At 59.4% G+C, this 16592-nt stretch carries 17 protein-coding genes; 11 read left to right on the top strand and 6 right to left on the bottom strand.

Going from position 1 to position 16592, the window contains the following annotated elements:
* The first annotated feature begins 694 nt into the window (after window positions 1–694).
* On the top strand, window positions 695–898 hold the full coding sequence (locus tag AM586_RS28160; RefSeq protein ID WP_156328259.1) for a hypothetical protein: 204 nt from the start codon (window positions 695–697) through the stop codon (window positions 896–898).
* 687 nt (window positions 899–1585) lie between these two features.
* Here AM586_RS28160 and AM586_RS15225 read toward each other — a convergent pair.
* Entirely contained in the window at window positions 1586–1801 is a 216-nt protein-coding gene (locus AM586_RS15225; protein ID WP_052234407.1) for a LysE family transporter, read from the bottom strand.
* Between the two features lie 3 nt (window positions 1802–1804).
* Between AM586_RS15225 and AM586_RS29085 the strand changes: the two genes are divergently transcribed.
* A complete protein-coding gene (locus tag AM586_RS29085) occupies window positions 1805–1927 on the top strand; it encodes a hypothetical protein (protein WP_257791520.1) in 123 nt (40 codons plus the stop codon).
* Window positions 1928–2035: 108 nt separating this feature from the next.
* On the opposite strand, the gene AM586_RS15215 is transcribed toward AM586_RS29085, so the two are convergent.
* A complete protein-coding gene (locus AM586_RS15215) occupies window positions 2036–3433 on the bottom strand; it encodes an MBL fold metallo-hydrolase (RefSeq protein WP_060566582.1) in 1398 nt (465 codons plus the stop codon).
* Window positions 3434–4102: 669 nt separating this feature from the next.
* Between AM586_RS15215 and AM586_RS15205 the strand changes: the two genes are divergently transcribed.
* The gene (locus AM586_RS15205; protein WP_047826142.1) at window positions 4103–4600 is read left to right on the top strand and encodes a hypothetical protein; all 498 of its coding nucleotides are present in this window, start codon (window positions 4103–4105) and stop codon (window positions 4598–4600) included.
* A gap of 393 nt (window positions 4601–4993) precedes the next feature.
* Window positions 4994–5368, top strand: a complete 375-nt coding sequence (locus AM586_RS15200) for a hypothetical protein (protein WP_047826175.1) — start codon at window positions 4994–4996, stop codon at window positions 5366–5368.
* 348 nt (window positions 5369–5716) lie between these two features.
* Here AM586_RS15200 and AM586_RS15195 read toward each other — a convergent pair whose 3' ends face one another.
* Both AM586_RS15195 and AM586_RS15190 read right to left on the bottom strand, forming a co-directional pair.
* On the bottom strand, window positions 5717–6871 hold the full coding sequence (locus AM586_RS15195) for an NADH-dependent flavin oxidoreductase (protein ID WP_047826144.1): 1155 nt from the start codon (window positions 6869–6871) through the stop codon (window positions 5717–5719).
* 119 nt (window positions 6872–6990) lie between these two features.
* Complete coding sequence (locus AM586_RS15190) at window positions 6991–7905, bottom strand: LysR family transcriptional regulator (RefSeq protein WP_047826145.1); 915 nt, start codon at window positions 7903–7905, stop codon at window positions 6991–6993.
* A 149-nt stretch (window positions 7906–8054) separates the two neighbouring features.
* Here AM586_RS15190 and AM586_RS15185 point away from each other — a divergent pair, with 149 nt between their 5' ends.
* The 5 genes from AM586_RS15185 to AM586_RS15175 all read left to right on the top strand — a co-directional run bounded on the left by AM586_RS15185 (window position 8055) and on the right by AM586_RS15175 (window position 11606).
* Window positions 8055–8975, top strand: coding sequence for an alpha/beta hydrolase (locus AM586_RS15185; RefSeq protein ID WP_047826176.1), 921 nt, complete (start codon window positions 8055–8057; stop codon window positions 8973–8975).
* 90 nt (window positions 8976–9065) lie between these two features.
* A complete protein-coding gene (locus AM586_RS15180) occupies window positions 9066–9701 on the top strand; it encodes an SDR family oxidoreductase (RefSeq protein ID WP_047826146.1) in 636 nt (211 codons plus the stop codon).
* 179 nt (window positions 9702–9880) lie between these two features.
* Window positions 9881–10003 carry a hypothetical protein gene (locus AM586_RS29080; RefSeq protein ID WP_257791519.1) on the top strand — a complete coding sequence of 41 codons (123 nt, stop codon included), beginning with the start codon at window positions 9881–9883 and terminating at the stop codon, window positions 10001–10003.
* Between the two features lie 125 nt (window positions 10004–10128).
* Window positions 10129–10350, top strand: coding sequence for a hypothetical protein (locus AM586_RS28155; protein WP_156328260.1), 222 nt, complete (start codon window positions 10129–10131; stop codon window positions 10348–10350).
* Window positions 10351–10457: 107 nt separating this feature from the next.
* Entirely contained in the window at window positions 10458–11606 is a 1149-nt protein-coding gene (locus AM586_RS15175) for a low temperature requirement protein A (RefSeq protein WP_047826147.1), read from the top strand.
* A 240-nt stretch (window positions 11607–11846) separates the two neighbouring features.
* On the opposite strand, the gene AM586_RS15165 is transcribed toward AM586_RS15175, so the two are convergent.
* Window positions 11847–12665, bottom strand: coding sequence for an SDR family NAD(P)-dependent oxidoreductase (locus AM586_RS15165; protein WP_047826148.1), 819 nt, complete (start codon window positions 12663–12665; stop codon window positions 11847–11849).
* 66 nt (window positions 12666–12731) lie between these two features.
* The gene (locus AM586_RS15160; RefSeq protein ID WP_047826149.1) at window positions 12732–13211 is read right to left on the bottom strand and encodes an SgcJ/EcaC family oxidoreductase; all 480 of its coding nucleotides are present in this window, start codon (window positions 13209–13211) and stop codon (window positions 12732–12734) included.
* A gap of 213 nt (window positions 13212–13424) precedes the next feature.
* On the opposite strand from AM586_RS15160, the gene AM586_RS15155 reads away from it, so the two are divergent.
* Together AM586_RS15155 and AM586_RS15150 are read left to right on the top strand one after the other, a co-directional pair.
* The gene (locus tag AM586_RS15155) at window positions 13425–14870 is read left to right on the top strand and encodes an ATPase domain-containing protein (protein ID WP_052234409.1); all 1446 of its coding nucleotides are present in this window, start codon (window positions 13425–13427) and stop codon (window positions 14868–14870) included.
* Between the two features lie 4 nt (window positions 14871–14874).
* Window positions 14875–16581: a response regulator gene (locus AM586_RS15150; protein ID WP_052234410.1), complete on the top strand. Its 1707-nt coding sequence runs from the start codon at window positions 14875–14877 to the stop codon at window positions 16579–16581.
* Window positions 16582–16592: the final 11 nt, after the last annotated feature.

Genomic DNA, 16592 nt, shown 5'->3' with positions numbered 1-16592 from the left:
CCTCCGCTGTGCGTTAATAAAGTTCGCCGCAAACCAATAAAGTCTGTCTGCCACAAGACCACGAGCTACCGGCATCTTGCGACTTGTCCCAGCAACTAGTTCGTACACTGAGCCATACTGAACGTCCGCTATCGGCCTAAGAGCAGATGGTCACGTGCAACCAACAACACGATAAGGAAAACCATGCGGCATCGTAAGTTGACTATCGCATTGTGCACATTTTGTGTGTGTGCCTCTAGCTGGAGTTCTGGAAATGATGGCCTATGGATTCTGCCCGCCGCCACTGCATGCTTAGCCCAATACCCGGATTTGTCTAATACTCGCCTTGGCAAGAGCCTGGTTAATGCTCCGCAGGTGCAGGAGCACATCAATCGAGCGAAAGCAGTCTTTGCTTCAAATCCTTGGCCAGGCCGTGCGCTCTGTGACGAACTCATGCACGACAAACCCGATCCGCAGCGTGACGATCGAGCATATTTCAACGACATGCGTGATAGGCACTTGAACGCATTGAAAGCACTGGCTGAACGGCTTCCAGACGGATGGTCTTTCTCGAGACCACGGCAATAACTTCCAAAGTCTTACAATGGCCGGGTTCGGCCATAACTGGACCTTTCAACTGCCGTGATCGACCTCAGCCACGCGCTGAGGTATTGTTGCGTTCAATGCAGCCTCACCTCAACGCCAGTAAGTACTCATGTTCAACTTTTTCCATCCGAGGCCCGTGGTCGATGGCCGTGCAGTTGCAGTGAAGATCGTTCAGCAAAAAGCTTCAGCCCAGCAGGACACGCTGACGCTGATCGTGAGCGACCAAGAAACATCAGCACCCGAAGCCCCTGCGGTAGCAAAGTTACCGATAAATAGCGTACATCTGCTCAGGGTCGGTCCCGGACAGCGATGACGGTTTGTGACGCCTCAGCCTCGGCAACCTGCTGTGCTGAATCGAGCGACCTGGTTCGCCGGCAGCAGGCTTTTGTGATTACATGAGGAAGCCGGGCTCGATGAAATATTTTGTGATTGCTGTCGCAGTTCCTCTCGTTCTTGTGCTTATCGCCTATGTGTATTTTTGCACTCCATCGGTTTATGCGGAGTCATCTGCGCATGGGGCTACCATTCACTGCGAAGTGCTTCATGATTATCCTTCGGACGTTGGACGAATTGAGAGAGCAGAGACGGCATCCGAGAAGGTCGTTTGGAGCGTGGAAGCTCAAGCAGAGTCGTTTCAGCTCCATAAATTCAACCTCACGCGCGGGTGGAACGTCGGGACACTGCAGCCATATTCTGGACAGTTTGTAACTAGCGTCCCGCAGCGAGGGCCGTTTTATTTACGGTCAGGGAGCGGCTACCGGGTTTCGATCTGCTCATCAGGCTGGTTTTCAATATGCAGGAAAGCAAGGTTTTCTCTGTAATACCGAGCAGCTAGGCTACGGCTAACCGGAATGGAAGGTCCGTTCCGGTTCTGCTGCAGACCTTCGTGACATTCCGCGGGATTTTCGACTTTGGCAACACGCTATGCTGGCCCGAACGTCTCCAATCGGGTCGAAAGCCGACCTCGACAGCTCGCAATGCGCCACCTGCGCTGCCCGCCTCACCCGCGCACCACCATCCCCGCTAGCACCAGCATCATCAGTCCGGTGAACGTCTCGACCGCGCGCCACACGCCCGGCCGGGCCAGCACCGGCGAGAAGCGCCGCGCCAGCAGGCCGAGGCAGGAAAACCACAGCAGTGAAGCGGTCATCGCGCCGGCCGCGAAGGCGCCGCGGTGGCCCAGCGCCAGGCTGCTGCCGACCGCGCCGAGCAGCACACCGTGTCGAGATACACGTGCGGGTTCAGCAGCGACATGCCGCCCGAGCTGTGCGCGGCGCTGCTGGAAAGCGACGAGCTGGTCGACCTGGCGCCCGGCCGGCACGTGGACGTGCCCTTGTATTGACACGCCTGGCGCATCCAGCCGGCGCGGCTGGAGCGCAGGGATGCGGCGCTGGTGAAGGCAGCGCGCACGTGGCTGCCGCCGCCCGCCTGACTCACCGGATGCGCGGCTTCAGGCCTCCGGCGCACCAGCCGTCGGTGGCGCAGCGGCGGGTTGCGCCGTCGCAGCCCGCATCGCCGCGGCGCGCATCTTCGCCTTGGCCATCATCTGGCGCAGCAGGCCGCCCTTGACGCGCATCGCCAGGTAACGCAGCAGGCGGCCGTTCAGCAGGTAGCGGGCGCGCAGGTAGATCTGGTTGTTCCAGAGGATCGTAATACTCTTGAGCAGTTGCCAGTTCCTGAAATGCTGCTGCACCAGGAAGCGGCCCGACACGGCCAGCGTCTCGAAGCCGGAAGGAAAGCGGAATGCCGCCGCCAGCGGCTGCGCGTTGACCAGGATGTCGGCGGCCTGCTGCGGCTCGCCGGTCGGCGCCAGGGTGCCGCTGGCGGCGTCGAAACATGTGACCAGGTCCAGGTCGCGGATGTAGAAACGCAGCGGCTTCACGCGCCGCAGCAGCAGCGCCGGAAAATACTGGCGCAGTGAGGCCGAGAAGGCGCTGGCCAGCGCCTGGATCTCCTCGAGCGCCACCGGCGCGTCGTGTGTGTATTCCAGCTCGTCGATCCTGTCGTACATCGCCTGCCACTGCGACAAGCTGCGCTCGGCCGCCTCGCCGCCGGCGTCGACGAGGTCGCGCAACGATGCGCGCTCGCCCAGGAACAGGAAGCGCACCGGCGCGCCGTTCGCCTGCATCCAGGCGGCGACGACCTGCGGGCTGTTGGCATACGCGTTCAGGAAACGATTGTCGTCGGCCGAGAAATACACGAAGCTGGCAAACGGTACCGTCACGCCGGCATGCAGTTCGCGGTGATTGTTGAGCAGCCGCGCCAGCTTTTCCCTGGCCAGTGTCGGCAATACCTGTTCGTAATTCAAATAGCCGTTATAGCCGGCCAGGGAAAACTGGTTCAGCACCAGATCGACTTTCCCCAGGTCTTTCAATACGCGCCGGCAATCCGATGCCGAGAGTTCGGCATCGTTGATATTGAAAATCGTTTCATCGCCATGCCGGATACCCAGGCAGGAATCGCCGAAACTCGCCTGATAACAATAAACGTCAACGCCCTCTTTTAAAGTCACAACGCGCCCATTCGGCAGCGACTGGAAATTCCGGAATCCGAACTGGTGCAAGGCATTGAAGATCTTTTCCGAATTCTGCTGTTGAAACAGGACGGTGACGCGCTGCTTGAATGTATCCGGTAGGCTTTTCAGGGTTGGCACATTGAAATGGTCGGGGTGTTCGTGGGAAATCCAGACATACTCGACCTCATCCAGCATGTCCGGCGAATATGCCGGCTTGCCGATCAGGCTCCAGGAATTGTTGAAGGCGCGGCTCAGTGTCCAGGGATCGGTCCAGATGCGCGTTCCTCCCGCGTCGATGACTACCGAGGCATGACTGATCAACGTAATGTCCATGAGCCACTCCCTTGCGGAAATTGATCGAAATGAGATTCAGTTTAGTCATTCGATAAAGATCAATGCCTGATAGTGTGCAGGGTTGACATTGCCATCTAGAGCGCTTCACAAAACCCTTTACTTGCTCCTGCAGCAACGACCTCGTACACTGAGCCGACGTCCGCTGTCGGCCAGGAGCAAACGCGCGGCTACCGTAACAATATTTAAATTGGCATGGGGTCGATGAAGCAAAGCATCAAAATTATTCTGCGCTACTTCTTTGCATTGCTTCCCGCGATCGTCACCTTTGGTGGCTGGAGATTGGCAGTTTGGGCGTATGACTTTTTTGCGTGCCAAGGTGGGGTTAAAAACCTCGCCCCCTGCTTCGCAGGAGGTGTAAACATACTGCCTGCCCTAGGGGTCGGATTGTTCTGGTGTCAGCTATTGTCGTGGATTTGCGTGCCAGTCTCGGGATGGCTACTCATCAGACTTGTGGCCGAACCCTTTGCACCGCCTTGAAACCGGCCTGCCAGTTAGCTATCAATGGACGAGCACTAAGAGGACGCTGTAGGTCACGCGCCACTGGGGGCGACAGTATGTACCGCAATGACTGCTTTGGGTTGCGCATTCAACCGGTGCTCGCAACAAGCTAGAATTTTATGGCAGTTACTATTTTGAGGTGGCGGACAGATGAAACGAGGTATTCAGGCAGCGTCCATTTTGATGAGCTTTGTGCTTGGCGTGTTACCCGGCTTTGCACAGGACCACGTCAGCACGTCACGCCAGGACGAAGTCGCCCGTAAAGGAGCCGAGGTCATGCCGTTCGACCTTACCCTGACAACGCATTATTTCGACGATACCGCAACAGGGGGCGTGGAAAGAGTAACGGCGAACGATCTCCACGACCAGCGGCAAGTCGAGCTTATCCGCTCGCACCTTGCGCATGAAGCCACGCAGTTCGGCCGCGGCGATTTTTCAGATCCGGCCAAGATCCACGGCAAGGATATGCCTGGCCTGAAGACGCTCGCCACCGCCGGCGATAAGCTGCACGTCAGCTACCGGGCATTACCGGCAGGCGCCAGCCTCACTTACTCGAGCCGCGATACTGCCGTGATAGCGGCAATTCATGAGTGGTTTGCCGCGCAGCGTTCGGATCATGCGGCGCACGCGCATCATCACTCCCCTTGAGGCCTGAGGAAGTCGGCGGCAAAGGCCGGCGTTTTGCCTGACGGGAGATTTGCCTAGCGGCCTTGGAACCGCACTACATGTACCTCCAAGGGGCGGGTGCGACAGAGGTCACCTCTGCCATCGGCTCATCCGTCGAGGGTGCCGCTTTCGTCAGCCTGACGACTTCGGGAATTCGGCTCGAATGCGGTCGCCGAAGCCATGCCGACCGCGTGGCCGGCCTTCCTTGGGAAATGCTGGGTGTGGACGAACAATAAAGTTGGGCACAAAACGATGAGATTGACAAAGTGGTCGCTGTGGGCCTGCTCTCGAGACGGTCCGCTATCGGGCCAGGAGCGGCCTATCATCGTCGCGGCCACAAGATGGACCAATTGAATACGAAGGACTGCAGATGTGGTGGGTAAGAAATCCAGTGAGCGGCTTGTCTCCTACCCTGGGCACTTGGTTCGCAAGCACGCGCTGCGCAGGCTTGCAGATGTATTCCAGGTCGCTGAGGCGTCGCTTTCTTGGGAGGACAGGTTCGGTGAGGAATTGAAGGCCGCGCCGACAACTGCTTTCCGGCTCAATGAGTTCGACATGATCGATGACGATATCAAGTGGGTCGCGGACAGGCTGCTTCTTCAGCAAATGGCATGCGGGGACTTGGTGATTCATACCGTAGAAGACTACTGCGACCATATGGTCTGCTGCAGCCACCTCAACGCTGCAAGAGTCGCGGAAGTCCTCAAGTTACCTGTTGCAACTGGAAAGGACGTCAGTCCAAGCTCATAAACGTCGTTGCTGAATGGAAGCTCCAACTCGGGAACGTCTGCAATGGCTGAAACCGGACTGTCGCACCCCATGCGTGCCGGCAGGCTGTGGCAAATTTTATTGTTGCAAGCGACCGATGCAAAACCGTTCGCCGAACTCTTTGTGGCAGACATTATTTGCAAGGACAGCATGCCGGAATCGGTCCGCTTCATAGGAAAGCTTGTGGCAAGCTCTATTGTTCGTCCACACCCGCATTGCGCATCCTTGCCGCCCGCATCATCGAAGGGAAAGCTGCACCGCTTTCCCTTTTCTTGGCGTAAGCATCTGAGCCATACTGAACGTCCGCTATCGGCCAAACGGACGATAGCATCAGACGTATCCGGTTGCCTCCGCTTGGCGTATCGGGATCCAGCCCGGCGCTGCTTTCATCGCTTGCCATATCCCACTTGGTATCGAAAGCTGCGCACCTTTGCTCATATCGATTTCTTGGCAAATCTGTTCATCGTTTGCCGCATGAGCCAGTTCCACCCAGTCCGGATTCATTACCAATCCCTTGCCAATTGCCACCAGTGACAATCCAAGATCCAGCGCAACGCGGGCTTGGGAAGGCGTCCGGAGCGAGCCAGCAGCCAGCAGGGGAATACGATTGCCGACGTGTCCGAGAATCTGTTCCACCGTGAGGCGGCTGTCGGTGCCTAATGGCCGGGCATGCAAAACATCGTTGAGCGAGACATGCAGATAGTCGACGCCTCCTTCAATGAGACCGTCCAAAAGTGCGTACATGTCCGAAACTCGGTAGCCACCTTCTTCACGCTCTTCTGGCGAGATGCGATACCCCAACAGGAACGGGCGTTTCGCATTGGCGGCGATGACGCGCTGCGTCTCTGCCACGACCTCAAGCGGAAAGCGCAGACGATTTTTCAGCGAGCCACCCCAATCGTCGCTACGCTGGTTGTAGCGCGGCGAGAAGAAGTTTTGCAGCAGAAAACCATGCGCGCCGTGCAACTCCACGCCGTCGAAGCCAGCTTCAATGGCTCTGCGTGTAGCTTCCCCAAAGGCGTGCACCATGTTCGTGACCTCAGCGTGGGACAGGGCACGTGGCTGCACATCATCCCGATTGAAGGGGCCGGCAAGCGGGCTGATGGCGCTGGCGCTCACAAGCTCGCCAGCAGGTATGGCATCCACCACAGCCTTGTTCCCTGCATGGAAGATTTGCAGGATCGCCGGAGCGCCGCCACTTCTGGCAGCTTGGGCCAAGCGGCGCAGGCTGGGGATGAAGCGATCATCGTGGGCGGCGAACTCGTCGATAAAACCGATACCGTTTTCGGTCACATGAGTACAGCCCGTGATCACCATGCCGACACCCTGCACGCGGCGACGATAATAGTCCAGCTCGTCCTCAGAGATGCTTCCGTCCGGATTAGCGGACCAAGTGGTCATCGGTGCCATCACGACGCGGTTACGCAGCGTGATGCCGTTATTGAAAGTAAAAGATTGAAATAAAGAGGTATGTTCCACAGTCATGGGAGTTCGAGAGCCAAAGTCGCAAGACCTCCAAACTGCGGCAGAAGCCCGTGAAAACCAAGGTTTTTCGCAGATACAACAGTATTCAGCCTTGATTAACAATGCCGCTCGAGTGCTGCTCAGGAAACCCTGTCCGCACGCTTTTCAACCAGGAAATCGATTAATGCCCGCACCTTGGCCGGCATCTGTGCCCTGGTTGGAGCATAGATGTAAAAGCCTGCGAAAGGCTTGCACCAAGCTTGCAGAACGCGCACCAATGCACCAGATTTCAAATGCTCTTGAACGGCAATATCAATGTGCTGCATCAGCCCCACTCCTTGCAATGCCGCGCGAATCATCCCGTCGTCGTCATTGGTGATGAAGCTTCCTTTCGGCTCGACCATGAAAGTATGGCCGCCTGCATCAGGCGACGTGAACTCCCAGGGATGAATTCCTCCGCCAACCCGCCTAAAACGTAAGCAGTTATGCTGAGAGAGCTCAGCCGGCGTGCTGGGTCGTCCATGCTTTTCAAAATAGGCTGGGGTACCCACGACCGCCATCGCTAACGCGGGCGAAACTGGCATGGCGACCATGTGTTCGGCCAAGCTTTCACCAATGCGAATGCCGACATCGTAACCAGCTGCCACGATGTTAGCTAACGCATCGTCCATTACGAGTTCCAGTTGAAGCTTGGGGTAGCGAGTACAAAGCTCGTTCAAATAGGGCTCCAGCAGAATCCTTGCGGCGACACGGGACGTGTTCACACGTACGAGGCCAGTCGGCTCGTCACGCATGTCATGCATGGTTTGTACCGTGCGCTCCACGGCAATTAGCGCGGGATACCAGACGTCATACAGACGCTGCCCCTCTTCGGTCAGCGACATGTCGCGCGTTGTGCGGTAGAGAAGCTTGACGTTCAAGCGGCGCTCCAGTGCTGTCACGTTTTGCGACAGATTGGCGCGCGAGACGCCCATCTCTGCCGCTGCTTTGGTAAAGCTGCGGTGGTGCGCCACATGGGCAAACCAGGCAAGAGCCGGAAGTAATGAAGGATCCATCTCAGTCGCATTGTCAATTTAGGGATACAACTGTAGTGCAGATTGATGGCTATGACAAACCAAATAGTAGGTCTAAAGTGTACTTACGGGTGCGCATCGATCAAGGACAGCACCCTGAATTCCAACTTGGCTGCGACAAGGAGATCATGATGAAAAGCGTCAAAATCAAGCACACCTACTGGGACATCGCGGCGGACCTGCACTTCCCGCCAAATTTCGATGAAAGTAAAAAGTATCCGGCAATCATCAGCGCCCACCCCATCGGGAGCTGCAAAGAACAAACTTCGGGTAAGGTCTACGGCGAAGCCCTGGCCAAGGAAGGCTTTGTCGTTATCGCCTTTGACGCCAGTTTCCAGGGTGACAGCGGTGGCGAGCCACGATTCATCGAAGATCCAACGCTGCGTGTCGAAGATTTCCGTGTGGTCTGTGACTACCTGGTGACGCTGCCTTATGTCGATGAAGAACGGATTGGCGTACTCGGTATCTGTGGCGGCGGCGGCTATGCAATTAACGCCTCCATGACTGAACGTCGTATCAAGGTCGTCGGCACCGTCACGGGGGCGAACTACGGTCGTCTGATGCGCGAGGGCTTCAGCGGCTTTAACCCGATCGCTGCATTGGAGGCAATGGCAAAGCAGCGAACGGCAGAGGCTCGTGGTGCAGAGCTGCGTGTCGATGACCTGCTGCCGTCTTCGCCCGACGCCGCCAAGGAAGCTGGTATCAAGGATGTTGACGTCCTGGGGGCAACCGACTACTACCGCACTGACCGTGGCCGTGCGCCAAACGGCCTGAACCGTTCACTGTTCTCCCATCAAGCCGCAGCCGTCGGCTGGGATGCTTTCCATCTGTGCGAAACCTTGCTCACGCAGCCTTTGATGGTGGTTGTTGGGGACAAGGTTGGAGGATTTGGCGCCTACCGGGATGGCTGCGAAATCATCGGTCGGGCTGCCTCCAGGAAGAAAGAGCTTGTCGTCGTTGAAGGCTGGTCTCATTACGATCTGTATGACAAGCCCGAACCAGTCCGCCAGGCATTGGCCAAGCTGATTCCTTTTTATAAGGAAAACCTGTAAAGCCGAACTGGAAGATCTTTTCAGCGGCAGATCCGAACAGTCATCGGCCTTGCCGCCGATGGTGAGGCCCAGTTACTCAAGAAGGACATCATGACCAAAGTACTGATTCTGGGCGCCAGTGGTCAAATCGCTCGTTGGGTTGTACGTATGCTGGGCGAACGCAAGAACGTCGAGCAAACCTTGCTCGTACGCGATGCCAAAAAACTGACCAGTGCCGAACCTCCGAATGCCAGGATTGTCATTGGCGACGTCATGGACAAGAAACTGCTGCCCCGTCTCATGGAGGGAAAGGACATTGTTTATGCCAATCTCGCGGGCGAGGTGGACAAGCAGACGGTGCACATTCTGGCGGCGATGAAGTCCAGCGGTGTCACGCGGCTGATCTTTGTGAACTCGCTTGGCATCTATGATGAAGTGCCGGGAAAGTTCGGCGAGTGGAATCGCAATGAGATTGGCCAGTACCTGCCTCGGTATCGGACATCCGCAGACCTTATCGAAGCATCCGATTCCGACTACACCATTTTGCGCCCCGCCTGGCTCCAGGACGAGGATGAGGTGGATTATGAAATTACTGGCCGGGACGAGCCTTTTAAAGGGACCGAAGTATCACGCAAGAGCGTGGCGGCGCTGGTGGCCGCGTTGGTAGATCACCCCGAACAGCTGGTACGCGCCAACGTGGGAGTCAACAGGCCGAATTCTGACGTAGACAAACCGGCTTTCCTCTGAGTCAGGCCAGCATCTACTGTACTTACCACTGCTTTTGTTCAGATTCTCGGGCAACCTACCTGCCCAATCAGCAAGCTCAAGACGGGCATCTGTCGCTTCATATCAAGTTTTGATGACACGAATCTTCTGAAACCACAGGAAGATTACTGGTATCACTCGCACTGGAATAGGAGAACCTCATGGCGGGAAAGGAAAACGCAGGCGAGAAGGATGCCAGCGTCTCTTCGATCGTCGGTAACGGCGCAGACGCGTTGGGTGCGGCGGTTTCCCGCAAGATCCATCCCCTTGGCGAGCTGGGCTGATCCGCGCGACATCTGTTTGGCTGTGTAAGACAGCCAAGGAATTTTCAAGGCCGCAAGTGCCAGGACTTCAGCATGTACTTGCGGTAGGTCGCAAAGAATTGAATCAGCAAGTAATTGAATCGGACATGAAACTGGGAGTCTGCATGGATTTTGTTTCTAAAACCCTGTTCCATAATGAGCGGGCGGCATTGATTGATGCACTGCGGCGTGACGCACAATGTGAACGTACGAGAGCCGCGAGATACCCGGAATGGGCTGAGTATCATTTGCAAAATGCACGTATGAACGTTCGAATCATCGAGGCGTACGGCTGTCGGGAGGAAAAATTCGACCGCGTGACACCGTGATTTCGGTAGCCTCGTTACTTCAGCTTTCACTGTAAATTTACTGATCCGGCGCATAATGACCCACCAATGTTGAGTTTGTTTCATCAGCCAGCTTCGATGAGGTATACATGCAAAGACACGAAGATGGGTCATATCCGGTCTCTCCTCTCGAGCTGTTCTTCGACCTGATATTTGCGTTTGCCTTTACAAAGCTCTCAATGTATTTGGCGACGGAGCTATCCTGGCGTCATGCACTTGAAACTCTCATTTTGCTGGCAACTACTGTTACCGCATGGTCATTTACAAGTTGGATAGCCACACACGTGCATGTTGATGACAACCGATCTGCGGCGTGGATGATGGTGGTCGTGGCATTGTTAGGGCTGTTCATGAATGCGATGATCCCAAGGGCATTTACTGACTCTCCATGGGCATTTGCGCTGCCCATGCTTGCGATCCAGCTCGGCCGCACCCTGTGGTGCATCGTGAGCATGACTGATCGCTTGTACCGCGCACATTACGCCCGGATGATGGTGTGGCTAATCACGACGACTCCACTCTGGCTCATCGGCGCCAGTTCAACAGCTGAAACGCGACTGGCATGGTGGGGTGGTGCGACCGCTATCGAATTGATTGGCACCTGGCTGGCGCATCCAATACCTGGTCATTGGTTACGCTCTGAACAGCTGGAGTTCGATGGCGAGCACATGCTCGAACGATGCCGCCTGTTCCTTATGATCGCGCTCGGAGAAGCGGTACTGTCGACAGGGGCCGCGATCTCCAACGCTGGTATGTCGATCACGACCGCCCTCGTTGGCACCGCTGCGTTGACAGGGAATATCGCACTCTTTTCTCTGCTGTTTGGCGCTGCGAATCGCCGCGTAGCTGCGCACATTCACATGACTCACAATCCGGTCCGCTTGACCCGTCATGCAATGAACACCGTGATGTTCGTAGCGGCTGGGCTAATCGCGGTTGCGGTCGCAAACGAGCTGATCATTCATGATCCTAATCATACTCATGAGCCTGGCATCACCATGCTTCTGTTTGGGGGGCCGGCTCTGATTGTCGCCTCTATTGGCTTGTACCAAAAGGCCGTCCTGAAAGTACGTCGCCATTTTGAGTGGATGATGGCTGCAGCATTAGTGGCATCCGGGTTGATATCTTGTTATCTTCCACCGGGCTGGCAGCTATTCGTTTCCACATTGTTGCTTGTCTTAATAGCATGGGGCGAAAACAAGGGCGGTCGAAATAGCAAGAGCATTGGAACTACTTGACTTAGGTGCGCTTTGGCTTGCACCCCATACGTGCCGACAGGCTGTGGCAAATGTTATTGTTGCAAGTGACCGATGCAAAACCGTTCGCCGAACTCTTTGTGGCAGACATTATTTGCAAGAGCAGCATGCTGGAATCGGTCCGCTTCAAAGGAAAGCTTGTGGCAAGCTTTAGAGCGCCGAACAAAACCTCCATAGCTGCGCCTTGCTCTGAAGGTTTCGTCAGGCGCTCTTATTGTTCGTTCACACCCAGCCCGCGTTCTCAAGCGCGGCTGCGGCAGCCTGTTCTGCCGGCAGGGCGCCGTCCCAGCGCGCCGCGTTCAAGCGCGTGCCCGTGATCTCCGCAGAGGCTTCCGAGGCCAGCCACAGCAGCGGCTCGACCACCACCTCCGGCCGCAGCAACTGACGGCGCACGGCGTCGGCTACGCCGTCCGGGATCATACCGGTGTCGGTGGCGCCGCCGGGCAGCAGGCCGTTGACGGTGACCCCGGTTCCGGCCAGGTCCTGGGCCCAGATCACGGTTTCGGACTCGAGCGCGGCCTTGGATGGGCCGTATGGCGAAAAGCCGGCGCGGCGCATGGTTTCGTGGTTCATCGTGATATTGATGACGCGGCCCCAGCGCTGGCGCACCATGTGCGGCACGGCCGCTTTGGCCATCAGGAACGGACCGTTGACGTTGGTATCGATGATCGTCCGCCAGGTTTCGCTGTCGACTTCCCAGAACCGCGTCGCTTCGGTCAGGAAGGTCGGGCTCACGTATTTCATGCCGCGACCAGCGTTGTTGACCAGGATGTGCAGACCGTCGAAGGCAGCGATGGCCTCATCGACCAGGCGCCGGCAATCGGCTTCCCGGGTCACGTCCGCCTGCAGCGCCAGCACACGGCGCGCACCGAGCACCGCGTTGATATCGTCGGCGACCCTGCGGACCTCGTCCGTCTGGCGCGCGGCCGAGATGACGACGCTGGCGCCGGCCCGGGCCAGGCCCAGGGTCATCGCATGTCCGAGTCCGCGTCCGCCGCCGGTGACGATGGCGACCTTGCCTTCCAACGATGCCGTTTCCATTCCTGCCTGCCTCCCTACCTGTCTGTCGCCTACGGCGAACGGGGCACCATCATACATTCGGGGCGGCTACTCCTGCTCCGGCGTCACCGACGAGTGGTGGCTCGTGATGCGCCATTCCTCGCCATCCCAGCGGTAGGTGAAGGTGTACCGGGCAGGCACTTCCTGCCCCGTCCTGCCGAAAGTAAAAGTGTAGAGGCCGGCATCGACGGCGACATTGCAGCCGAGGTAGATACGGCGCAGGTCGATCCTGCCGGACGGTTCGTCGAGCAGGAACTTCTCGAAATACTCTTCCCGTTCTGCCTGGGTCAGCTTGGGCTGGCTGGACACGGTCGGCAGCAGGATCGCGTCGTCCGCATAATTGGCCACCACCTGGTGCGGGTCGCCCGTCTGCAGCGAATCGTTCCAGCGCTCGAACAGGGCCGCGATCTTCTTTTCGGAGGTCGGCTTGCAGGTTTCAGTGCGCGGCACCTGCGTGTACTTTCCGGAGCCCGAGGGCGAGGCGCAAGCGGCCAGCGCGAGGGCGGCAATCATCGTCAGCAGCTTCATGGCGGATCTCCTTGCATGGGGTCACATCAGGGATCACTCATCATTTGTCGGACCAGCATAAGGCCCTGCGTGCTCAAGGATGGCGCGCTTGCGCTTGTGTGGCGCGAAGCGGACGCGTTCCTGATGTTTCAATCGTGCTAACAAACTGTTACGGGAGCGTTAGAATCCGCGTATATCTTCGCGGAAGCGAATAACCAACTACAGAGGCACGATGTGGTCCAATCCATTACCCGCCTCCCTACGGGCATTCCCGAGCTCGATACCGTCCTGCGTGGGGGCCTGCTGCGCGGTCGCATCCACCTCGTCGAAGGCCGTCCAGGCACCGGCAAGACCACCATCGGCTTGCGCTATCTGATCGAAGGCGCCAAGGCCGGCGAAAGCTGCCTGTACGTTACCTTGTCGGAAACACGCCAGGAACTGCTGGCCACGGCGCAGAACCACAACTGGTCGCTCCAGGGCATCCATATCAGCGAGCGCATGCCGGTCGACGAGACGCTCAACCAGGAGCAAAGCGTGCTCTTGCCTGCCGACAGCGAGTTGTCCAAGCTGGTCGACGCCATCGTCGCCACGGTGCGCGACCACCAGCCTGAACGCGTGGTGATCGATTCGATGGCCGAGATCCGCCTGCTGGCCCAGGACAGTTCGCATTACCGGCGCCAGATCATCCAGCTGCGCCACCAGCTGACCGCGCTGGGCGCCACCATCCTGCTGCTCGACGACCAGACCTCCGCCGCGCCCGAATACGAGCTGCAAAGCGCCGTGCACGGGGTGCTGTGCCTGGAGATGCGCGACCGCACCTTCGGGTCGGCCAGGCGCACCCTGTGCGTCACCAAGCTGCGCGGCGGCGACTTCCAGAGCGGCTGGCACGACTTCGCCATCACGACCGGCGAAGTGCTGGTCTTCCCCAGCCTGATCGCGGAAGAGCACCGCCGTCCGCACGTGCCCTCCGAGCTGCTCAGCCATGCCCCCGGGCTGGATGCCCTGTTCGGCGGCGGCCTCGGCTCCGGTACCTCGACGATGATCGTCGGCCCGTCCGGCGTCGGCAAATCGACGCTGGCGCTGCAGTACGCGATGTCGCTGATCGACGCCGGCGAAAAGGCGGCCTACTTCACCTTCGACGAAAGCGAGATGACCTTGCGCTCGCGCATGATCAAGCACATGGGCAGCGCGCAGGACCAGGAAGACCCGCCCGGCTTCCTGATCACGCGCATCAACCCGTCGCGCATCTCGCCGGGGGCCTTCGTGTGGCGCGTACGCCGCCATGTGGAAGACCACGATGTGCGCCTGGTGATCATCGACAGCGTCAACTCCTACCTGGACGTGATCCGCGAAGAGCGCGCCATGCTGCTGCAGATGAACGAGCTGTTTGCCTATCTCGCCAACATGGGCGTGATGTCGATCGTGATCGGCGCCCATTCGGCCAACCTGGACACCTCGCGCGAGCCGGATGCCCTCAGCCTGATGACCGACAACATGATCTCGCTGCGCTTCTACGAACGCGACGGCGACGTCCGCAAGGCCATTGCCGTGCTCAAGAAACGCCATGGCCGGCACAGCCATGAAATCCGCGAGTTCCTGCTGACCGAGGCCGGCGTCGAAGTCGGCGACAAGATCACCTCGGTGCATAACCTGATGGCCGGCGTAATCGGAGCCGTTTGATGCCATGAGCGTGCCCGCTTTCGTTTCCCCGGCGCCGCATACGGTGCCGGTGCTGGCGCCGTTCGGCCGCGACGCCGAGGCTGTGCGTTCCGTGCTCGACGAGGTCGGCATACCTAGCGAGATCTGCGCCAGCGCGGCCGACCTGTACGCGCGCGTCGACGAGCACGCGCTGCTGCTGGTGATCACCGAGGAAGGCCTGGCGGCCTGCTCGCACGCCGAGCTCGGGGCCTTGCTGCGGGCGCAGCCGATCTGGTCGGACATTCCCATCCTCGCCCTCACCGGCAGCAAGCGCGCGCCCAGTGCCGGCAGCCGCCTGGCAGCGCTGGCCGAACTGGGCAACGTGACGATGATCCACCGGCCGCTGTCGCGCGAGGCCCTGCGCATGGCGCTCGATTCGGCCCGCCGCGCCCGCCTGCTGCAATACCAGGTGCGCGACCAGCTGGCGGCGCTGGCCGGCCATGCCGACGAGCTCGAACGGCGCGTCGAGGAGCGCAGCGCGGCGCTGGCCCGCGAAATCGAAGAGCGCAAACGCGCCGAAGCAGCCCTGCTGGAAGCGCGCCGCATGGAATCGCTGGGGCGCCTGACCGGCGGCGTCGCCCACGATGTCAACAACCTGCTGCAGGTGATTTCCGGCGCCGTCGAGTTGCTGCGCCTGCTCACCCGCACGACCGGCGACAGCCGCATCGAGCGTGCGCTGACCAGCATCGGCCGCGCCACCACCAAGGGGGCCAAGCTGACCGGCCAACTGCTGGCCTACGGCCGCCGCCAGCCGCTGGCCAGCACCGCCATCGACCTGCATGCGCAGATCGGCGAACTGGGCGACCTGCTGCGCCATTCGCTGGGCGCCGCGATCACGCTCGAGGTCTGCGCCGACGCCGGGCTGTGGCCGATCGTCGCCGATCCGACCCAGCTCGAAGTGGCCTTGCTGAACCTGGCGATCAATGCGCGCGACGCCATGCCGCGCGGGGGAACGGTCACGCTCATGCTGGAAAACTGCAGCCTGCCCGATGTCCGCTATCCGGACGCCGCCGTGCCGCCCGGCGATTACGTGTGCCTGGCGCTGGCCGACGAAGGCAGCGGCATGAGCGCCGAGACCGCGGCCAGCGCCTTCGAGCCCTTCTTTACCACCAAGCCCGCCGGCCTGGGCACGGGCCTCGGCCTGTCCCAGGTGCAGGGCTTCGCGCGCCAGAGCGGCGGCCATGCCTACCTGGCGCAGCGCCCCGGCGGCCTGACCGCAGGCATCCTGCTGCCGCGCGCGCCCGAAGCGCCATGCGCCCTGCCCGCCAAGGCCGAGGCCGAGGCCGGCCTGCCGCCCGGATTGCGCGTCCTGTGCGTCGAGGACGATCCGATGGTGCGCGAGCAGGCGGTGGCCCTGCTGCAGGCGCTCGGCTGCGAAGTGGTCCAGGCCGCCAGCGGCGACGCCGCGCTGGCGCTGGGCTGCGCCGGTATCGATGTGCTGATGTCGGACGTCATGATGCCCGGCTCGCTCGACGGCATCGGCCTGGCCGCCGCCTTCCGCACGCAGCGTCCGCAGTTGCCGATCGTGCTGGCTAGCGGCTATGTGCTGGCGCCCGAACGGCTGCAGGCGCTGGCGGTGGAATTCATCCAGAAGCCTTATACGCTGCAGGACATCAGGAATGCAATTGCGCGGGCCAGGCAAGACAGTAGTGAGACTGTTGCGCCGCCGCATGTTAAGCTGACACACTTATAGAGGGCAAATCG

Origin of the sequence: Massilia sp. WG5, from assembly GCF_001412595.2 — a bacterium.
Taxonomy (GTDB): Bacteria; Pseudomonadota; Gammaproteobacteria; order Burkholderiales; family Burkholderiaceae_D; genus Telluria.
Note: the sequence above shows the minus strand (reverse complement) of the source record. Positions and strands in the feature narration are given on the sequence as shown.